Source organism: Bradyrhizobium sp. USDA 3256 (assembly GCF_054058275.1).
This window is the reverse complement of the sequence record NZ_JBSSAE010000002.1, coordinates 1787796-1807707: the sequence shown is the minus strand read 5'-3', so window position 1 is coordinate 1807707 and position 19912 is coordinate 1787796. Positions and strand designations below refer to the sequence as shown.

The 19912-nt window shown below is 65.0% G+C and carries 14 protein-coding genes and 2 pseudogenes; 8 read left to right on the top strand and 8 right to left on the bottom strand.

Features of this window, described 5'->3' with window-relative positions; all coding sequences use genetic code 11:
- Positions 1-12 precede the first annotated feature (12 nt).
- Positions 13-1287, bottom strand: coding sequence for an acyl-CoA dehydrogenase family protein (locus tag ACVWY5_RS10140; protein ID WP_028331765.1), 1275 nt, complete (start codon positions 1285-1287; stop codon positions 13-15).
- A gap of 220 nt (positions 1288-1507) precedes the next feature.
- Between ACVWY5_RS10140 and ACVWY5_RS10135 the strand changes: the two genes are divergently transcribed.
- Positions 1508-2287 (top strand): enoyl-CoA hydratase-related protein, encoded by a 780-nt coding sequence (locus ACVWY5_RS10135; RefSeq protein WP_028331766.1) that lies wholly within the window; start codon positions 1508-1510, stop codon positions 2285-2287.
- Between the two features lie 223 nt (positions 2288-2510).
- Here ACVWY5_RS10135 and ACVWY5_RS10130 read toward each other — a convergent pair whose 3' ends face one another.
- The 3 genes from ACVWY5_RS10130 to ACVWY5_RS10120 are packed head-to-tail and all read right to left on the bottom strand — an operon-like array spanning position 2511 to position 4661.
- Positions 2511-2885: a DUF6285 domain-containing protein gene (locus tag ACVWY5_RS10130; RefSeq protein WP_028331767.1), complete on the bottom strand. Its 375-nt coding sequence runs from the start codon at positions 2883-2885 to the stop codon at positions 2511-2513.
- A 1-nt stretch (position 2886) separates the two neighbouring features.
- The gene (locus ACVWY5_RS10125) at positions 2887-3873 is read right to left on the bottom strand and encodes a phosphotransferase family protein (protein ID WP_028331768.1); all 987 of its coding nucleotides are present in this window, start codon (positions 3871-3873) and stop codon (positions 2887-2889) included.
- Positions 3870-4661 carry an enoyl-CoA hydratase/isomerase gene (locus ACVWY5_RS10120; protein WP_028331769.1) on the bottom strand — a complete coding sequence of 264 codons (792 nt, stop codon included), beginning with the start codon at positions 4659-4661 and terminating at the stop codon, positions 3870-3872. Before ACVWY5_RS10120 ends, ACVWY5_RS10125 begins: the two co-directional genes overlap by 4 nt.
- A 151-nt stretch (positions 4662-4812) precedes the next feature.
- Between ACVWY5_RS10120 and ACVWY5_RS10115 the strand changes: the two genes are divergently transcribed.
- From ACVWY5_RS10115 to ACVWY5_RS10095, 5 genes are all read left to right on the top strand, one after another.
- On the top strand, positions 4813-5595 hold the full coding sequence (locus tag ACVWY5_RS10115) for an SDR family NAD(P)-dependent oxidoreductase (RefSeq protein ID WP_038377103.1): 783 nt from the start codon (positions 4813-4815) through the stop codon (positions 5593-5595).
- A gap of 439 nt (positions 5596-6034) precedes the next feature.
- Complete coding sequence (locus ACVWY5_RS10110; RefSeq protein WP_028331771.1) at positions 6035-6412, top strand: VOC family protein; 378 nt, start codon at positions 6035-6037, stop codon at positions 6410-6412.
- Between the two features lie 175 nt (positions 6413-6587).
- Positions 6588-7862, top strand: coding sequence for an acyl-CoA dehydrogenase family protein (locus ACVWY5_RS10105; RefSeq protein WP_028331772.1), 1275 nt, complete (start codon positions 6588-6590; stop codon positions 7860-7862).
- A 288-nt stretch (positions 7863-8150) separates the two neighbouring features.
- On the top strand, positions 8151-8771 hold the full coding sequence (locus ACVWY5_RS10100) for a flavin reductase family protein (RefSeq protein WP_028331773.1): 621 nt from the start codon (positions 8151-8153) through the stop codon (positions 8769-8771).
- A 10-nt stretch (positions 8772-8781) separates the two neighbouring features.
- The gene (locus tag ACVWY5_RS10095; RefSeq protein WP_028331774.1) at positions 8782-9057 is read left to right on the top strand and encodes a GNAT family N-acetyltransferase; all 276 of its coding nucleotides are present in this window, start codon (positions 8782-8784) and stop codon (positions 9055-9057) included.
- 152 nt (positions 9058-9209) lie between these two features.
- Here the strand turns inward: ACVWY5_RS10095 and yghU are convergent, their stop codons facing one another.
- Positions 9210-10088 carry a glutathione-dependent disulfide-bond oxidoreductase gene (yghU, locus tag ACVWY5_RS10090; RefSeq protein ID WP_028331775.1) on the bottom strand — a complete coding sequence of 293 codons (879 nt, stop codon included), beginning with the start codon at positions 10086-10088 and terminating at the stop codon, positions 9210-9212.
- Between the two features lie 278 nt (positions 10089-10366).
- Between yghU and ACVWY5_RS10085 the strand changes: the two genes are divergently transcribed.
- On the top strand, positions 10367-11500 hold the full coding sequence (locus ACVWY5_RS10085; RefSeq protein ID WP_028331776.1) for a nitronate monooxygenase: 1134 nt from the start codon (positions 10367-10369) through the stop codon (positions 11498-11500).
- Between the two features lie 140 nt (positions 11501-11640).
- A pseudogene (locus ACVWY5_RS10080) lies at positions 11641-13154 on the top strand (acetyl-CoA acetyltransferase).
- Between the two features lie 165 nt (positions 13155-13319).
- Here ACVWY5_RS10080 and ACVWY5_RS10075 read toward each other — a convergent pair.
- The 3 genes and pseudogenes from ACVWY5_RS10075 to ACVWY5_RS10065 all read right to left on the bottom strand — a co-directional run bounded on the left by ACVWY5_RS10075 (position 13320) and on the right by ACVWY5_RS10065 (position 19765).
- Positions 13320-14522 carry an efflux RND transporter periplasmic adaptor subunit gene (locus ACVWY5_RS10075; protein WP_028331778.1) on the bottom strand — a complete coding sequence of 401 codons (1203 nt, stop codon included), beginning with the start codon at positions 14520-14522 and terminating at the stop codon, positions 13320-13322.
- A pseudogene (locus ACVWY5_RS10070) lies at positions 14509-17689 on the bottom strand (efflux RND transporter permease subunit). The gene ACVWY5_RS10075 and the pseudogene ACVWY5_RS10070 overlap by 14 nt, the downstream one beginning before the upstream one ends.
- Before the next feature lie 384 nt (positions 17690-18073).
- A complete protein-coding gene (locus ACVWY5_RS10065) occupies positions 18074-19765 on the bottom strand; it encodes a methyl-accepting chemotaxis protein (protein WP_028331780.1) in 1692 nt (563 codons plus the stop codon).
- Between the last annotated feature and the right edge of the window lie 147 nt (positions 19766-19912).

The following is a 19912-nucleotide window of genomic DNA, read 5'->3' as shown; positions in this document are numbered from 1 at the left end:
GCCTCCTCTGCGTTAGTGCTTGCCGGCCCCCATGTAGCCGAACAGGAAGCCTGCCACCTTGCGCTTCTGGATTTCCTCGCTGCCTTCGGTGATGCGATAGCGGCGGTGATGGCGGTAGATGTGCTCGAACGGCTTGTGGCGCGAGTAGCCCATGCCGCCATGCACCTGCATCGCGCGGTCGGCGGCTTCGCAGCACAGACGGTTTGCCCAATAGTTGCACATCGAGACCCGGTCGGACAGCGTGTGCTCGACCTGCGCCTGGGTCAGTTGATCCATCTCCCAGGCGGTCTTGCGGATTAATAGCCGCAACATCTCGGCCTGGGTCGCAAGCTCGACCAGCGGCCACTGGATCGCCTGATTCTCGGCCAGCGCTTTGCCGAACGGCTTGCGCTCGCGGGCATATTTCACGCTCTCATTGATGCAGTAGACCGCGGCGCCAAGCGAGCTCGCCGCCTGGCGGATGCGGTTCTCATGCACGAAGCATTGCGCCAGCGACAGGCCGCGGCCGACCTCGCCGAACTGCGCATCCTCAGGCACGAACACATCGGTGAAGCTGACCCGCGGATGGTCGGTCGGCATGTTGAAGGTCCACATATACTCCTCGACCTTCACCCCCGCCGACTTCGCGGGCACCAGGAAGCAGGAGATGCCGCGCGCATCGCCGTCATTGCCCGAGGTGCGGGCAAACAGCGCGCAGTGCGTGGCGACATGCATGCCTGTCGTCCACATCTTCTCGCCGTTGATGATCCAGCCCTTGACGTTGTCGCGCGTGGCCTGAACCGCTTTGGTTTCCATATGGGTGGCGTCCGAGCCGTGCTCGGGCTCGGTCAGACCGAACGTGATGCGGTACTTGCCGGTGATCGAGCCGTCGATCATCGCCTTCTGCTCGTCGGTTCCGTAGCGGTCGAGCATGGTCACGATCGGCAGATTGCCGACGATCGAGTGCTCGTTCTGCAAATCGTTGTGCAAGCCGAGACCCTTTGAGGCAAAATGTTCACGGATGACGGCCATCCAGAGGTTGGAGCCGTCCTTGCCGCCATAACGCTTCGGGATCGCGAAACGCAGATGGCCGGCGGCGTCGGCCAGGTTCTTGGCCTTGCGCAGCAACAGCTCCCATTCATGGCGCGGCAGGCCGCCCTTGTCGAAATCGGTGCGCGCCCATTCACGGCGATGGTCGAAGAAGCGGATGTTGTCGTCAGCCTCTTCCAGCGGCTTGATCTCGCGTTCGATGAAGCGATCGAGCTCGGCGAGATAGGCTGTCAGGTCAGCCGGCAGATTGAAATCCAAGGCGGTCTCTCCCGGAAATATTGTTGAATCTGATTTTGCGTCTAGACGCTGTCGCGCATCCGCGTTCGGGTCGATTAAGGTGAGAAGCCTGTCGCCAAGTCAAGCAGGCGAGCGAGGCTTGCACGCGCGGTCGCCTTGCGTAATTGGATGGCACGGAACGACGCGCAGGCGCTAGGATATCAGCAATATTCTTCGCCGCAGAAAATCGACGGGAGCATACATGGATCTGAAATTCTCCAAGGTGACGCGCAAGGGTCCCATCACCATCGTGACGCTGTCGCGGCCCGAGGTTTACAACGCGCTGCATATCGACGCGCATTTCGAGCTCAACAAGGTGTTCGACGACTTCTCCGCCGATCCCGAGCAGTGGGTCGCGATCGTCACCGGCGCCGGCGACAAGGCGTTCTGCGCCGGCAACGACCTGAAATGGCAGGCCGCCGGCGGCAAGCGCGGCTGGGACAAGGGCGGCTTCGCCGGCCTCACCACCCGCTTCGACTGCGACAAGCCGATCATCGCCGCCGTCAACGGGGTCGCGATGGGCGGCGGGTTCGAGATCGCATTGGCCTGCGACCTGATCATAGCTTCCGAGAATGCGACCTTCGCCCTGCCCGAGCCGCGCGTCGGCCTCGCTGCGCTGGCCGGCGGCCTGCACCGGCTGCCGCGCCAGATCGGGCTGAAGCGCGCCATGGGCATGATCCTGACCGCGCGCCACGTCAGCGCCAAGGAAGGCCTCGAGCTCGGCTTCGTCAACGAGGTGGTGCCGCAGGGCGAGGCGCTGGCGGCCGCCGAGCGCTGGGCCGAGACCATCACCAAGAACTCGCCGATGTCGATCCGCGCCTCCAAGCAGGCGATCCAGAAGGGCCTCGAAGTCTCGCTGGAGCAGGCACTGGCCGAGCAGCGCGACTATCCGGCGGTGAAGGCAATGGCTGCCTCGCAGGACTACATCGAGGGCCCGAAGGCGTTTTCGGAGAAGCGGCCGCCGAAGTGGCTCGGGCGGTAATCGCTCTGTCCACTCGTCGTCCCGGCGAAGGCCGGGACCCATACTCGGCGGCCAGTGTTGTGAACGGGATCGTCGTTCCGGCCGTGCGCAACACCCGATATTTGTGGTAATGGGTCCCGGCCTGCGCCGGGACGACGTCGGATGTATCGCGGCCTGTTGAGCGCCGCGATACCCATCAGCGTCATTCGCGTGTCGTGATGGGTTTCGCTTCGCTCTACCAATCCTACTTGGTCGCCAGCTCCCGCTTGTAGGACGCGTAGTTCGGCTGGTCGACGGCGAGCTTGTCCAGCGTGGTCTGCCAGAGATGCTCCGAAAGCCCGGGCGTTTTCAGATCGACCTCGCCACCCGCGATCTTCTCCGACAGCACGCGGTTCAGCTCCATCAGCGTCCCGTCGGTGCCCAACAATTGCCTCAGCCGCGCAGCTTCGGTCGCATCACCGGCCTCGGCGAGCGCGAGCTGCCGCGTCACCAGGTCGAGCGCGTTGATGCCGACGCGCAGCTTGAAGCCGTTGTGCCCCTTGATCGCGGGCGCGATCTCGCTGCGCAGGAAATCGGCGACGGCCTTGATCAGTTCGGTGGGTGTCGGTTCGTCCTGCATGTCAACGACCTCTCGGTGCGAGTAGCCTAAGCAGATCGATCTCGGTTTCCGACGCGCGCCGCCCGATCATCGCGCGCTCCATCGAGTGATCCGGGCCACTTCGGAAGCGCTGCATCATGCCGCAGCACATCACACCCCAGCGCAGCGTGCCCATCACTTCCCAGAACATCACGCGGTCCGGGTCGGCCTTGCGGCCGGCTTCCTCATAGCCTGCGAACAAATCTTCGCGTGTGCCGAAACCGCCGACCGGCTTGTCGATCTCGCCGAAGCGCCACGAGTTGACGCAGATCCACCCCAGGTCCTCCATCGGGTCGCCGGTATGCGCGAGCTCCCAGTCGAGCACCGCGCGCACCCCGTCGGGACCGATGATCAGATTGCCGTGGCGGAAATCGCCATGCACCAGCGTCGTCTCGGACGACGGACCGGGATCGTGATCGCGCAGCCAGCGCAGCGCCAACTCGAACACCGGCCGCGGCCAGTTGAAGCTGTGATACTCGCGGGCGAGATCCTCGATCTCCCTGGTTGCGGTCAGGCTGCGCAGCTTCGGCAGTTTGGCCTGCGGCAGGCCATGGATGCCGGCGATGACGCGGCCGAGCTGGCGGGCGAGGATCGGCCGTGCACCGGCAAATTCCTCGTCGCGCAAAATTTTCCGCGCGATGGTCTCGCCCTCGACCCGCGCCATGATGAAGCCGCGGCCAAGGCCGTCCTCCGGTCTCAAGACATGCATCACCTTCGGCGATGGCAGGCCCGCGTCATGCGCGAGCTGCATCAGCGTCGCCTCGGCATCGAGGCCGGCGGCACGGCCCGGCGCGGCACCGTAGCCAGGCGGCGCGCGGCGCAGGATCGCGCCGATAGTGCCGTTCGGATGCACGATGTCGAACGTCCAGGTCTCCTGGCTGGCGCCGCCGGAGAGCTTTGCGGCGCCGGTGACGCCGGTTGCGCCTGGATGAAACGAGGCGACGCAGCGGGTGAGTTCGGTCTCGATCATTTGCCCTTGAACTTCGCCGGCCGCTTCTCGAGGAATGCGGTGACACCTTCCTTGAAATCCTCGGCGCTACCTGCAAGGCGCTGCGACTCGAATTCCAGATTGAGCTGATCCTCGAGGGTATTTTCCGGGCTGTCCCAATAGAGCTTTCGGATCAGCGACAACGCCACCGTCGGGCCGTTGGCGAGATCGTGCGCGAGCTTCATGGTTTCTTCCATCAGCGCGGCGTCGTCATAGACGCGGTTGACGAGACCCCAGTCCAGCGCCTTCTCGGCCGGCAGCCGCTCGCCGAGCAGTGACAGCTCGACCGAGCGCGCCTTGCCGATCAGCCGTGGCAACAGCCAGGTCGAGCCGCAATCCGGCACCAGGCCGATGCGGCGGAACGCCTGCAGGAAATAGGACGAGCGCGCGCACAGGATGAGGTCGCCCATCAGGGCGAAGCTCATGCCGGCGCCGGCGGCCGGGCCGTTCACCGCCGTCACGATCGGACAGTGCAGCTTACGCAATCGGCGCAGGAACGGATGGAACGCTGTCTCTAGCGCCGCGCCGGCATTGCTCTTGCCGGGCTTCTGCTGGTTGCGGCCCTGCAGATTGGCACCAGTGCAGAAGGCGCGACCTGCGCCCGTGATCACCAGGCAGCGCACCTCGTCGCGCTTGTCGTCGATCGCATCGAGCGCCGCGGCAAGCCCGCCCAGCATGTCGATCGAGACCGCGTTCATGACTTCCTGGTGGTCGAGCCTGAGGATCGCGACCGATCCATCGAAGTCGAGCGTGACGTGTTTGAACTGCATGGTTTCCTCTTCACGTTGTTTCGGCGGTTTGGTACCGCGGTAGGTCGATGCTTCGACCCATATTTGATTTTTGTGCCGGGCTTGTCCATGGTCGGCGGCAAGCCCATCGTGAACGCGTGATTAGCGCGCACCAAACCAAATGGAAACCCCAATGAGTGGCATCTTCGATCTCACCGGCCGCGTCGCTGTCATCACCGGCGGCAATGGCGGCATCGGCCTCGGCATCGCGCAGGCGCTGAACGCCGCTGGTTGCAACGTCTCGATCTGGGGCCGCAACGCGGAAAAAAACGCCAACGCCGCGGCCTCGATGAAGGCCGGCCCCGGCAAGGTCGCGACGCAATTCTGCGACGTCAGCGATTCCGGCTCGGTCAAGACCGCGATGAAGGCAACGCTGGACACCTTCGGCCGCGTCGATGGCTGCTTCGCCAACGCCGGCATCGGCGGCGGCGGACGTAGAGCCTTCATCGACCGCACCGAGGAGGAATGGCGCAAGATGTTCGCGACCAATCTCGACGGCGTGTTTCACGTATTCCAGGCTGCGGCACGCCACATGACCGACCGCGCCGAGGCCGGTGACAAGTTCGGCCGGCTGGTCGCGACCTCGAGCCTCGCCTCGCTGTTCGGCACCGCGCGCAACGAGCACTATGCCGGCACCAAAGCGGCGCTGAACGCGCTGTGCCGCGCGCTCGGCGTCGAGCTCGCGCGCCACGGCGTCACCGCGAACGCGATCCTGCCCGGCTGGATCAAGAGCGACATGACCGCCGGCATCATGGCCAACGACAAGTTCGTCGCCAATGTGATGCCGCGCATCCCCCTGCGCCGCTTCGGCGAGCCGAGCGATTTCGGCGGCATCGCCGTCTACATCATGAGCAAGGCGTCGTCCTATCATACGGCGGATTGCTTTGTGATCGACGGCGGGTACACGGCGTTCTAGCCCAGCCCTTCCCGCATCACCGGTGTCGTCCCGGCGAAGGCCGGGACCCATACGCCGCGGCGGGTGTTGTGAACGGGATTCGTCGTACTAGCATCGCACCACAAATAACATCGGTGGTTATGGGTCCCGGCCTGCGCCGGGACGACGCTGAATATGTGGCGCGAGCTTGAATCATACATCCGCACCCTCGCGGCGCCGCTGCGTCCGTGTCTTGCGTTTACTTGCCTTCTCCAAAGCAGACTGCGCCGGCAAAGCCCGGCGCCGATCGCAGCATCGCGCGGGGGGTGCGCAGTTGCGCGGCGTGGAATGACGGCCGGAGAGTGACGGGTAAAACAACGCGCGACGCGGCGTCGCTTCCGTCGTGGCAAAACTGCTGCTAGCGTTTGAGCCGCAAGGGACGCAATGAGGCGGCTTTTAACAAGCAGGGAGGATATTTCAGATGTTTTCACACGTGATGGTTGGCACCAACGATCTGGACAAGGCCAAGGCGTTCTATGATGCGCTGCTCGGCACGCTCGATGTCCGGCCGGCCCGGGTCGACGGTCACCGCATCATGTACCTCACCAAGGCCGGCATTTTCATGGTGTCCAAGCCGATCAACGGCGAACCGGCAACGCACGCCAACGGCGGCACGATCGGCTTTGCCTGCTCTTCGCCGGAGCAGGTCCATGCCTGGCACGCGGCCGGCATCGCCAATGGCGGCAAGCCTTGCGAGGACCCGCCGGGCGTACGGGAAGGGTCTGGCGTGAAGCTCTATCTCGCCTATCTGCGCGACCTCGACGGCAACAAGATCTGCGCGATGCACCGGATGAGCTAACCGGCGCCCGCCGGAATCTTTTCACGCTGTACGCGGCGGCGTTCAAACAACGTTTGAAACGCCGTCGCGAAATTCCACGATGCGGTAGAGGTGATCGGAAAATCGGTACTCGCGCTTCGCGTCGCACGCGTCTATTGTCCGCCGCGAAACGCGCCTTCGCGAGGGAGAAAAGACAATGAAGCATGCCTATGTGCCGCGCACCACGAACTACACGCTTAATCCGGGCGACGATCTCAATGACCTGCGCATGTCGGACAAGGTCCGCCCGCTCTACGACCATGTGAAGCAGTTCATCCGCGACACGGTCGACCCGATGTCGGTCGAGTTCTATCGCGCCGGCGAGAAGAAGACCAACCGCTGGAGCTTCACGGACGAGCAGCTCGCGATCCTGCAGAAGGCCAAGGACAAGGCCAACGAAGTCGGCCTCTGGAACTTCTTCCTGCCCGACGCCGAAACCGGCGAAGGCCTCAACAACCTCGACTACGCCTATATCGCCGCCGAGCTCGGCAAGAGCCCGCTAGCCTCCGAGACGATGAACTGCTCGGCCCCCGACACCGGCAACATGGAGGTGCTGGAGCGCGTCGGCACCAAGGCGCAGAAGGAGAAGTGGCTGAAGCCGCTGCTCAACGGCGAGATCCGCTCGGCCTATGCGATGACCGAGCCGAACGTCGCCTCCTCCGACGCCAAGAACATCTCGACCACCGCGAAGCTCGTCGGCGACGAGTGGGTGATCAACGGCGAGAAGTATTACATTTCCGGCGCCGGCGATCCGCGTTGCAAGATCATGATCGTGATGGTGAAGACCAATCCCGACGCAGCGCCGAGCAAGCAGCAATCGCAGATCCTGGTACCGATCGACACCCCCGGCGTCGAGATCCTCGGGCCCATGCACGTGTTCGGCCATGACCATGCGCCGCGCGGCCACATGCATCTGCGCTTCAACAATTGCAAGGTGCCGAAGGAGAACATGCTGCTCGGCGAAGGCCGCGGCTTCGAGATCTCGCAGGTCCGCCTCGGACCGGGCCGCATCCATCACTGCATGCGCACCATCGGCAAGGCCGAGAAGGCGCTCGATATGATGGTGCAGCGTGGCCTCACCCGCGAGGCGTTCGGCAAGAAGATCGCCCATCTCGGCGGCAACATGCAGATCATCGCCCAGGCGCGTTGCGAGATCGAGGCGATGCGGCTGATGGTGCTGAAGGCGGCCAAGGCGATGGACGTGCTCGGCAACAAGGAAGCCCGCGTCTGGGTCTCGATGGTCAAGGCCATGGTCCCCGAGCGCGCCTGCAAGGTGATCGACCAGGCGATCCAGATGCACGGTGCCACCGGCATCTCGCAGTGGTCGCCGCTCGGCGAAATGTACCAGGACGTCCGCCATCTCCGCTTCGCCGACGGACCGGACGAGGTGCACTGGATGGTGGTCGGCCGCCACGAGCTGAGCATGCCGTAGTCGCTTCTTCTCCTTCTCCCCGCTCTTGCGGGGAGAAGGTCGGGATGAGCGGCTCCCCTCCACGGGGCGGTGAAAGCTGAACTCGCGGAGAATCCCTCACCCGAATCGCATCTAACGATGCGATCCGACCTCTCCCCGCAGGCGGGGCGAGGTAAGGGAAGAGCGCTCCGAGGAATAAACAAGCAAGTCTGCAAGGCGGGTTCGCGCGAGCGTGTCCCGCCTTTTACTTTGCTGTCCGGTCGCGGCGGGTTACGCTCCCCTAACCCGCCCTCCGTTTTCGGACATCCCATGGAATACGCCCCAAGCGACCTCACCCAGCGCGAACGCTACAAGGTGCTGACCTCCTTCGTGCTGCCGCGGCCCATCGCCTGGGTGACGAGCACGGGCGCGGACGGCGTGGTCAATGCCGCACCGTTCTCGTTCTTCAACGTATTCTGCGAGGATCCGCCGCTCTGCATGTTCGCTGTCAACCGCAGGCCGGACGGCCGCGAGAAGGACACCCTGGTCAACATCCAGCGCCTGGGCGAGTTCGTGGTCAACCTGACCGACGAGCCGCTGGCGCGCGCGATGCACGAGACCTCCGGCGACTTCCCGCCCGAGATCGGCGAGCCCGACTATCTCGGCCTCAAGCTCGCGCCATCGACCAAGATTGCGGTGCCGCGGCTCGCCGACGCACCGTTCGCGATGGAATGCAAGACCTGGAAGCTGATCGACGTCAATGGCGACCGCGAGCTGATCATGGGCGAAGGCATTCACTTCCACATCCGCGACGAATTGTGGGACCGCGAGGCGATGCGCGTCCACATGGATCGCTACCACCCGATCGGCCGCATGTTCGCCGACCGCTACTGCCGCACCGACGACCGCGTGGTGTTTCCCGCGGCCGAGGGCGCGCAGAAGAAATCATGAGGACAAGACAATGAGCGAAATCTTCAGCGACAACGCGGCGCAGAGCCGGTTCGAACTCGCCGTCGACGGCGCAACCGCTTTCGTGGTCTACCGCAAGACGCCGGACACGATCACGCTGGTTCATACCGAGGTCCCTCCGGAGCTCGGCGGTCGCGGCATCGGCTCCAAGCTTGCCCGCGCGACACTCGACGCCGTGCGTGCGCAGGGCATCAAGCTCGTCGTGAAATGCGAATTCATCCAGGGCTTCATGAAGAAGCATCCGGAGTATGACGATTTGCTGGGCTAAGAGTCGGGCAGGTTAGCAAGAGCGTGTCATCTCGTCATGGCCGGGCTTGTCCCGGCCATCCACGTCTTCGGCCCCAGCGGGCAAGACGTGGATGCCCGGCACAAGGCCGGGCATGACGAGTTTCACGGACGGGCCGATGGTAGTCGGCGATGCTAAGACGCCACCGGCTCGCCGATCTTGTCCTGCGTCTTCGTTTCGAAATCGCTGGCGTCGTGGCGCTCATGGAGCTGGCTCGACGGCTCGCCCCAGGTGCGGTTGACCATGCGGCCGCGCTTCACCGCCGGCCGTGCCGCAATCGCGTCGGTCCAGCGCTGCACGTTCTTGTAGTCCTGCACCGAGAGGAATTCGCCGCCGCCATAAAGTAGGCCCTTGGCGAGGCTGCCGTACCACGGCCACACCGCCATGTCGGCGATGGTGTAGACATCGCCCGCGAGATATTCGTTGTCGGCGAGCCGGCGGTCCAGCACGTCGAGCTGGCGCTTCACCTCCATCGCAAAGCGGTCGATGGCGTATTCGATCTTGGTCGGCGCATAGGCGTAGAAATGCCCGAAGCCGCCGCCGAGATAGGGCGCCGCGCCCATCTGCCAGAACAGCCAGGAGAAGGCTTCGGCACGGGACTTGACGTCGGTCGGCAGGAACGCGCCGAATTTTTCCGCGAGGTAAACCAGGATCGAGCCCGACTCGAATACCCTGATCGGCTCCTTTCCGCTGCGGTCCATCAGCGCCGGGATCTTCGAGTTCGGATTGACCGCGACGAAGCCGCTGCCGAACTGATTGCCGTCGATCTTGATCAACCAGGCGTCGTATTCCGCGCCCGTGTGCCCCGCCGCCAGCAGCTCTTCCAGCATTACGGTGACCTTCACGCCGTTCGGCGTCGCCAGCGAGTAGAGTTGCAGCGGATGGCGGCCGACCGGCAGTTCCTTGTCGTGGGTGGGACCGGCGACCGGCCGGTTGATGCTGGCAAAGCGCCCGCCGCTCTCCTTGTTCCAGGTCCAGACTTTGGGCGGCTCGTAGGCAGGAATGTCATTCACGTCGTTGGCTCCCGATTCATGTTCTTGCCAGGTGGCGCGGCGGCCGCCGTGCCCATCCCCATGTCCGCACTAGATGGTGGGCTCGCTCGGCTTTGCCCAGCCCACGCCATCGCATTTTCTACCTTGCGGAATGCGCTGCGAGCGATGCAGCCAAGCAGCGCCTGCACGCAAGATCGCCGTGGCCGAAACCCGCTTGGCTTCGCTGACCGTGATGCGCTAGCGTTGCAGCGGCTGACGCCAACAAGCACAAGAAGCAGCCGCCGGGAGAGAATCAGTCCATGAAATCACCGATCTGCGACATGCTGGGGGTAGACTTCCCCCTGCTCGCCTTCAGCCATTGCCGCGACGTGGTGGCGGCGGTTAGCCGCGCCGGCGGCTTCGGCGTGCTCGGCGCGACCGCGCATTCGCCGGAGACGCTGGAGCAGGAGTTGAAGTGGATCGACGCGCATGTCGACGGCAAGCCCTATGGCATCGACGTGCTGATCCCGGAAAACATCTCGACCGCGGGCGAGAAGAACGTCACCTGGAAGAGCCTCGAAGCGCGCGTCTCGCAGGAGCATCGCGACTTCACCCGCAATCTCTTGAAGAAATACGACATCGAGCTGACCAGCCGCAACGTCGCCGACAACCAGCCGCAACCGTTCGACGCCGAAACTGCGCTCCAACTGCTTGAGGTCTCGTTCCGGCATCCGATCCGGCTGATCGCGAATGCGCTCGGCGTGCCGCCGAAGGCGATGATCGAGATGGGCCGCAAGCATGGTGTGCCGGTGGCGGCATTGGTCGGCTCCAAAGAGCACGCGCTGCGCCAGGTCGCGGCCGGCGTCGATATCCTCGTCGCGCAGGGCACCGAGGCCGGCGGCCATTGCGGCGAGGTCTCGACCATGGTGCTGGTGCCCGAGGTGATCAAGGCGGTCCAAAAGATCCGCGACGTGCCGGTGCTCGCCGCCGGCGGCATCATGACCGGCAGCCAGATGGCGGCCTGCATGGCGATGGGCGCGGCGGGCGCCTGGACCGGCTCGGTGTGGCTGGCCACGGTGGAATCGGAGACCTCGGAGATCTTCCGTGAGAAGATGATCGCGGCCTCCTCGCGCGACGCGATCCGCTCCAAGGGCCGCACCGGCAAGCCGGCGCGGCAGCTCCGCTCGGTATGGACCGACGCCTGGGACCGCTCGCCGGAAAGCCCCGGCGCGCTGCCGATGCCGCTGCAAAGCATCATCAGCCGCGACGCCTTCAACGCCATCGACCGCGCCGCGGCTGGCGGTAACGAAAAGGCCCGCGATCTCGTCACTTATTTCGTCGGCCAGGGCGTCGGCCTGGTCGACAGCGTCAAGTCGGCCGGCGCCGTGGTGCAGGAGTTCAAGGAAGAGTTCGTCGAGGCCGTCGAGCACATGAATGCGCTGGTGGCGGAGTGACGATCCCTCCCCGTCATTGCGAGCGAAGCGAAGCAATCCGTCTCACCCCAGCGGAAGTATGGATTGCTTCGTCGCTTTGCTCCTCGCAATGACGCCAATAACAACCATCGAGTCCAAGACCGCAGAGTGAAACAACAAGAATGTCGAACAGCATTCCCGAAGACCGCATTCCCGTCATCGTCGGCGTCGGCGAAATCGTCGATCGTCCGAAGGACATCACCGCCGGCCTCGAGCCGCTCACGCTGCTGGAGGAGGCGCTGAAGCGCGCCGAAGCCGACAGCGGCGCCAGGCTACTGTCCGACGTGCAGTCGCTCGACGTCGTCAACTTCCTGAGCTGGCGCTACCGCGATCCCGAGAAGCAGCTGGCGCAGCGGCTCAGCATTGCGCCGGCGCATCTCTATTACGGTCCGGTCGGCGGCGAGAGCCCGATCCGCTATCTGCATGAGGCCGCGCAACGCATCGCGCGCGGCGAATGCAGCGTTGCCGCGGTCTGCGGCGCGGAGGCGCAGTCGACCGCGACCAAGGCGCAGCGCGCCGGCGTGGAGCTGCCGTGGACGCCGTTCGCGCACGACGTGGAGGAGCCGAAGCGCGGCGCCGCGTTCCAGAAGCCTATGGCCGTGAGCCTCGGCGTGTTCAGGCCGATCACGGTCTATCCGCTCTATGAGTCCGCAACATCGGCGCATTGGGGCCAGACGCCGCGCGCGAGGCGCTGAAGGAGTCCGGCGAGCTGTGGTCGACCTACGCCCGCGTCGCCGCCGAAAATCCGAACTCGTGGCTGAAGAAGACGTTCACCGGCGACGAGATCACCACGGCCACGCCCGACAACCGGATGATTGCCTGGCCGTATACAAAGCTGATGGTGGCGAACCCGACGGTGAACATGGGCGGCGCGCTGATCCTGACCAGCCTCGCAAAAGCGCGCGCGGCCGGCGTGCCGGAGGACAAGCTGATCTATCCGCTCGGCGGCGCCTCGGCGGAAGAGCCGCGCGACTACCTGATCCGCGACCAGTTCGTCGAAAGCCACGCGCAGACCGCGGTGCTGAAGGCGGTGATGGATCTCGTCGGCGGCGACGGCAAGAAGTTCGACGCGATCGAGCTCTATAGCTGCTTCCCCTGCGTGCCGAAGATGGCGCGCCGGACGCTCGGCCTCGGGCCCGACGTGCAGCCGACCGTGACGGGTGGTCTGACGTTCTTCGGCGCGCCGCTCAACACCTACATGACGCACTCGGCCTGCGCGATGGTGCGCAAATTGAGAAGCGGCGGCACGCTCGGCCTGCTCTACGGCCAGGGCGGCTTCGTCACCAAGCATCATGGCCTCGTGCTGTCGCGCGCGGCGCCGAACGGCGCGCTCAAGCAGGACACCAGCGTTCAGGCGGAGGCCGACCGCAACCGGCGCAACGTGCCCGACTTCACCGCAGAGGCAGCGGGCAAAGGCAAGGTCGAGGCTTTCACGGTGATCTATCGCGGCAATGGCGAGGTCGAGCACGGCGTCACCATGCTGCGCACCGAGGACGGCCGCCGCACGCTCGGCCGCATCCCGGCTAGCGACACGGCAACACTGGCCTATCTGCAGGACATGGACCGCACGCCGGTCGGCACCACGGGCAACATCGTCACCGCCGGCGATGGCATGCTGGAATGGCGGGTGGGGTAGGTCTCTAAGCTCCCTCGCCCCGCTCTTGCGGGGAGAGGGTTGGGGTGAGGGGCTGCTTCCGCGAGTTTTGCTCGCCGTGAGACCTGTACCACCCGGATCGCATTAGCATGCGATCCGACCTCTCCCCGCAAGCGGGGGGAGGTAAGAGGCGAAGCGCCGAGCGCCCTACCCCTTCACGTCCTGCTTTTCGGACGCCGTGGTCGGCTTGCCCTTGGCGCCGGCACCGGTGACGCGGACATGATCGCCGTCGGCGAGTCCGTCCGGCGGGGCTGTGATGATGCGGTCGTCGGGTGCGAGGCCGGTGGCGATCTCGATCTCCTTACCGAGGTCGCGGCCGATCTTCACGGTCTTGAACAGCACCTTGTCGTCAGGACCGACGGTTGCGACCCGCAGGCCGTTGCTGTTGAAGATCAGCGCGCTGGCGGGAATGCTGAGCGGCGTGGATTCACGCTGCAGATTGAGCTTCACGCTGGCATAGCTGCCCGGCATCAATTCGCCGGAGGAATTGTCGAGCCCGAGTTGCATCCGCGTCGTGCCGGAGGCGACATCGACCGCCTGCGAGGAGGCTTCGACCGTCGCCTGGAAGGTGCGGTTCGGGTAATCCGGCAGTGCCAGCGTGGCCTTGGCGCCGATCTTGATCGCCGGGACGTAGTTCTGCGGCACGTTGACATAGACGCGCAGCTTGGTGATGTCCGAGATCGTGAACATCGCCGGGCCCGAGTTGCCGCCGGCGTTGATCAGCGCGCCGACGTCGGTGTCGCGCGAGGTCACCACGCCGTCGAACGGCGCCGTGATCTTCTTGTATCCGGCGAGCGCTTCCAGCCGCTCGACATTGGCCTGGCCGGCCTTGACCGCACCGTTCTTGTTGGAAAGGTCTGCGGTACGCTCATCGATCTCCTGGGCTGAGACGAAGTTCGAGGCCACCAGCGTCTTGCGCCGGTTCAGCGTGGCTTCGGAAAGCTTGGCCGAGGCCTGGGCGCTGGCGAGATCGGCGCGCGCCTGCAGCAATTGCTGGTCGAGGTCGGGCGCCTCGATCTCGGCGATCACCTGGCCGGCCTTGACGCGGGCGCCGATGTCGGCGTCCCAGTTCTTCAGGTAGCCGGACACCCGGGCATAGATCGGCGCGCGGGAATAGGCCTCGAGCCGGCCCGGCAGGTCGATCGTGGGGCTCAGCGCCTTGGCATTGGGCAGCGCCACCGCGACGGTCGGAATGGCCTGGTCGTCGGTCCATTCCTTCAGCCGTGTGTCCTGTTCCTCACGGGCGCGGATCCCGGTGCCGACGATCAGGCCCGCCCCGACCAGGGCCACCACGCCGAAGATGCCCAATCTCCGGCGAGAAACCGGGTGGCGCTGTTCAGTGGGCGGCATGCGGAATCTCCGATGAGGCGGCGGCTTTGGCGCCTTGCTTCTTGTGTACCATACTGAATACCACGGGAACAAACATCAGGGTCGCGAAGGTGGCGAAGATCAGGCCGCCGATCACGGCCCGGCCCAAGGGCGCGTTCTGCTCGCCGCCCTCGCCGAGCCCCAGCGCCATCGGCGCCATGCCGATGATCATGGCGAGCGCGGTCATCAGCACCGGGCGGAACCGGACGAAGCCGGCTTCCAGGGCCGCCGCGACGGGATCGCCGAGTTCCTCATAGCGCTCACGGGCGAAGCTGATCACGAGCACGCTGTTGGCGGTCGCCACACCCATGCACATGATGGCGCCGGTGAGCGCCGGAACCGACAGCGTGGTCTCCGTCGTGAACAACATCCAGACGATGCCGGCGAGCGCGGCGGGCAGCGCCGTGATGATCACGAACGGGTCCGACCAGGACTGGAAGTTCACGACGATCAGGAAGTAGATCAGCACGACCGCGCCGAGCAGGCCGAACAAGAGGCCGGTGAAGGCCGAGTTCATGGTCTGCACCTGGCCGAGCAGCACCACGGACGAGCCCTTCGGCACCTCCTTGGCGGTGTCGGCGATCAGCTTGCGCACGTCGGTCGCGACGCCGCCGAGATCGCGGCCTTGCGTCGTGGCGTAGATCTGCACCAGCGACTGGATGTCATATTGCGACACCACCGCGCTCGAGGTCGCACGCTTAATGTCGGCGATGCCGCCGAGGATCGGCGCCTGGGTGTTGCCGGTCGCGGTGATCGGCAGGGTCTGCAGCGCGCTCAGCGAGTCGATCTGATACTGCGGCGTCTGCATCACGATCGAATACGACACGCCGTTATCGGGATTGAGATAATAGGTCGGCGCCACCTGCGAGGAGCCGGCGAGGTTGACCACCAGCGAGTTGGTGACGTCGCGCTCGGTCAGGCCGACATATTGCGCGCGGGTGCGGTCGACATCGATGTTGAAGGTCGGGTTGTTGGGCGACTGCTGGATCCGTGCATCGGCAATGCCGGGGATGCGCTTGATCCCGGCCAGCAGCTTGTTGGCATAGGCGAAGTTGGCCTCGAGATTGGCGCCGCGGATCTGCAGGTCGATCGGCGCCGGCGCGCCGAAATTCAGGATCTGGCTGACGATGTCGGCCGGCAGGAACGCGAAGCTGGTGCCCGGGAACAGCCGCGGCAATTGCTCACGCAACGTGCGGACATGCTGCTCGGTCGGCTTGTGGCCTTCCTTCAGGCGGATCTGGATGTCGCCGTCCTGCGGACCGATCACGCCGGTGTTGTTGTAGGTCATGTTGATACCGGAGATCGGCATGCCGATGTTGTCGGTCATGGTTTCGATCTCGCCGGGCACCAGCTTGCGGATCGCCTTCTGGATGTCGGCGAGCTGGTTGGCGGTCTCCTCGACGCGGGTGCCGACCTGGGTGCGGACATGCATCAGGATGTTGCCGGCATCGACCGACGGGAAGAAGTTACGGCCCAGAAACGGCACCAGCAGGAACGACGCGGCGACGACCGCGAGGAAGCAGCTCACGAACACCGTGCGATGACCGAGCGCCATCGCGAGCAGGCCACGATAGCCGCCGCGGATGCGCTCGAACCGCGCCTCGAAGCCGCGCTGGAACCAGACCAGGGGATTGCGCGACTTCGGCGGCGCGCCCTCATGATGCACATGCGCCTGCAGCAAATAGTTTGCCATGGTCGGCACCAGGGTGCGCGACAGGATGAACGACCAGATCATCGCGAACATCACCGCTTCGGCCATCGGCACGAACAGGAAGCGCGCCACGCCGGTGAGGAAGAACATCGGCACGAACACGATGCAGATACAGAGCAGCGAGACGAAGGCCGGCGTCACGATCTGGTTGGCGCCGTCGAGGATCGACTGCTCGACCGGCTTGCCCTGCTCGAGGTGATAATTGATATTCTCGATCGTCACCGTGGCGTCGTCGACGAGGATGCCGACCGCGAGCGCGAGGCCGCCGAGCGTCATGATGTTCAGCGTCTCGCCGATCAGGGACAGCATGATGATCGCGCCCAGCACCGACAGCGGGATCGACACCGCGATGATGACGGTCGAGCGCCAGCTGCCGAGGAACAAGAGGATCATGATGCTGGTGAGCAGCGCGGCGATCACGCCCTCGAAGGCGACGCCGGTGATCGCGCCGCGGACGAACACCGACTGGTCGCCGATGAAGCCGATCTTCAGCGCGTCCGGCATCTGGTCCTTGACCTCGATCACCTTCTGCTTGATGCCGGAGATGATATCGAGCGTCGAGGTGGCGCCGGCTTTCAGCACCATCATCAAGACCGAGCGGTTGCCGTCGACATGGACGATGTTGGTCTGCGGCGGGTTGCCGTCGCGGACCGAAGCGACGTCACGCACATAGACCATCGCGCCGTTGACCTGCTTGATCGGCAGGTCGCCGAGCTCCTCGAGCCGCAGCGGCGAGTTGTTGAGGTTGATGGTGTATTCGAAATTGCCGATCTTCTGCGTGCCGACCGGCGTAATCAGGTTCTGTGCGGCGAGCGCATTGGCGACGTCCTGGCCCGACAGGCCGCGCGCCTGCAACGCGGTCGAATTGAGATCGATCTGGACCTGACGCTGCTTGCCGCCGAACGGATACGGGATCGCTGCGCCAGGTACCGTGACCAGCGGCGTGCGCAGCCTGGTTGATGCCGATATCGGCGAGGTTCTGCTCGGTCAGTCCCTCGCCCGACAGCGCGACCTGGATGATCGGAACCGTCGAGGCGCTGTAGTTCAGGATCAGCGGCGGCGTCGCGCCCGGCGGCATCTGCTTGAGCAGGGTCTGCGAGATCGCGGTGACCTGCGCATTGGCGGTGCGGATGTCGACGTTGGGCTGGAAGAAGATCTTGATGATGCCGACGCCATTATAGGAATTGGCGACGATATGCTCGATGTCGTTGACGGTCGTGGTCAGCGCACGCTGGAACGGCGTGGTGATGCGGCCGGACATCTGGTCCGGCGGCAGGCCGGTGTACTGCCAGACCACGCCGATCACGGGGATGCGGATGTCCGGGAAGATGTCGGTCGGCGTGCGCAACGCCGCCAGCGGTCCGATAATCAACAGCAGGATCGCGAGCACGACGAAAGTATATGGCCGGCTCAGCGCGATACGGACCAGTGCGATCATAAAAGAAGCGTTCCCGAAATGAAGCCCGCCCAGGCAGAGGAATCGACATTGCAAAAGCCGTTCCGCAGCGGCCGATTTACCCGATGCCGGGCAAAACGCCAACCCGCGGAGCCGCGGCGGCTTTCACTTCCTCGGCATAGTGCGTGACGCTGCGCGCTCCGAGCCACCATGCCGGGCGCAGGGCCGCCGATCGCGCGCGGATCGTCGTCAAAAAGAGACGGCTCTGCTGCGAATGCGAGCCGGCCGAGGATGCTATTTCGGCCGACGCGAGGTTAACGCATCGCTGCCCTGCGAAAATGTAAAACGTGGTGGGCCGGGTCAGCCCACCACGTCGGCATCGATTAGGCGAAGGATGGCGGCCGCCCGAGCAGCGGCGCCGCCGGATCAGGCGGCGCGGACGGCGTCGAGGAACTTGCTGACCTCGAGCTTGAGGCGGCTGCTGTCGCCCGAGAGCGATTGGGCCGCCGACAGCACCTGGCTCGACGCTGAGCCGGTCTCGTTGGCGCCATGCTGGACGTCGGTGATGTTGGCCGAGACCTGCTGGGTGCCCTGCGCCGCCTGCTGCACGTTGCGGGAGATTTCCTGCGTCGCCGCGCCCTGCTCTTCGACCGCGGCGGCAATGGTGGACGAGATTTCCGACAGCCGTTCGATGGTCGAGGAGATTTCCTTGATCGCGCCGACCGACTCCTGGGTCGCGGTCTGGATGCCGGCGATCTGCTGGCCGATCTCGCCGGTCGCCTTGGCGGTCTGCTCGGCCAGCGCCTTCACCTCGGACGCCACGACAGCGAAGCCGCGACCGGCCTCGCCGGCACGCGCCGCCTCGATGGTGGCGTTCAGCGCCAGCAGATTGGTCTGGCCGGCAATGGTGTTGATCAGTTCGACGACGTCGCCGATCCGCGCGGCGGCCTTCGACAGCTCGCTGACGCGATCGTTGGTGGTGCGCGCCTGGCCGACGGCATCGCCGGCCATCCGTGCCGACTCCTGCACCTGGCGGCTGATCTCGGTCACCGACGACGACAGTTCCTCGGTCGCCGACGCCACCGACTGGACATTGGTCGAGGCTTCCTCGGACGCCGCGGCAACCGACGTGGTCAGCTCCTGCGAACGCCGGGCGGTCGACGACAGCGTGCCGGCGGAGGCTTCGAGCTGGGTCGAGGCGGATGACACGGTCTGCACGATCTCGCCGATCATCTGTTCGAAATTGCGGGTGATGGTGTCGACCCGGCGGCCGCGCTCGATCTTGGCTTCGGCGTCCGCAGCGGCGGCTTCATCGGCCGCCTTCTTGGCGACCAGGGCTTCCTTGAACACCTGCAGCGTATCGGCCATCGCGCCGATCTCGGTCTTCTCGCCCTGATGCGGGACGTTTGCGGTCAGGTCGCCGCGGCCCAGCGCCTGCATCGGGCTCACGATCGAGGCGATGCCGGCTGAGACGTCGCGGATCATCAGGAAGCTGACGCAGACGCCGACGATGATGGCGGCGCCAAGGATCATCGCAAGCAGCATGACGGCCGACGCGTAGCTGTTTGCCGCCTCCTGCGCCGCCTTGTCGGCGCCGGCATTGTTGAGCTCGATGTCCTTGCGCAGGATCTCGTCGGCCTCGAGGCCGATCTTGTTGACGGTCTTGGCGTTCAGCTCATGCGCATCATGCGGGGTCTTGCCGACATCCCGACGCGACAGCGCCATCACCTCCTCGGTGCCCTTCTTGTAACGGGTCCAGGCATCGACCCATTGACCGTAGAGCGCGCGCTCCGCGGGGGTCGCGATCAGCGGCTCGTAGATCGCGCGGACCTTGAGGTTAGCGTCGACCACCGAGGTCAGGGTCTTTTCCTGCGCGAGCTTGTCCTCCAGCGTCTCGGACAGCATGTGCTCGCGGACCACGTTGCGATAGGTGATGACGCCGGCGCGCAGATCGCCGAGCGCACGCACGCTCGGCAGCCAGCTCGTCGTGATGTCGACGGTGTTGGCGTTGATCGACCGTAAATTCACGACCGCCAGCATGCCCATGCCTGTCATCGCGACAAGCAGGAACGCAACCACGGCAATAATCTTGGCGCGGATCGAGAATTTGGCGAACATCGTGGGGTCTCTTGATATCGGGCTCGCGAAGCCCGATCGAATGGCTGGGGGCGTGGCGGGACGCCGCAGACATCAAAGCCAGCCCCCCTCCTTAAGTAGGGTTAATTTGGTTCCCCGTTGAACTACGGAGGCGCTCATCTACGGCGT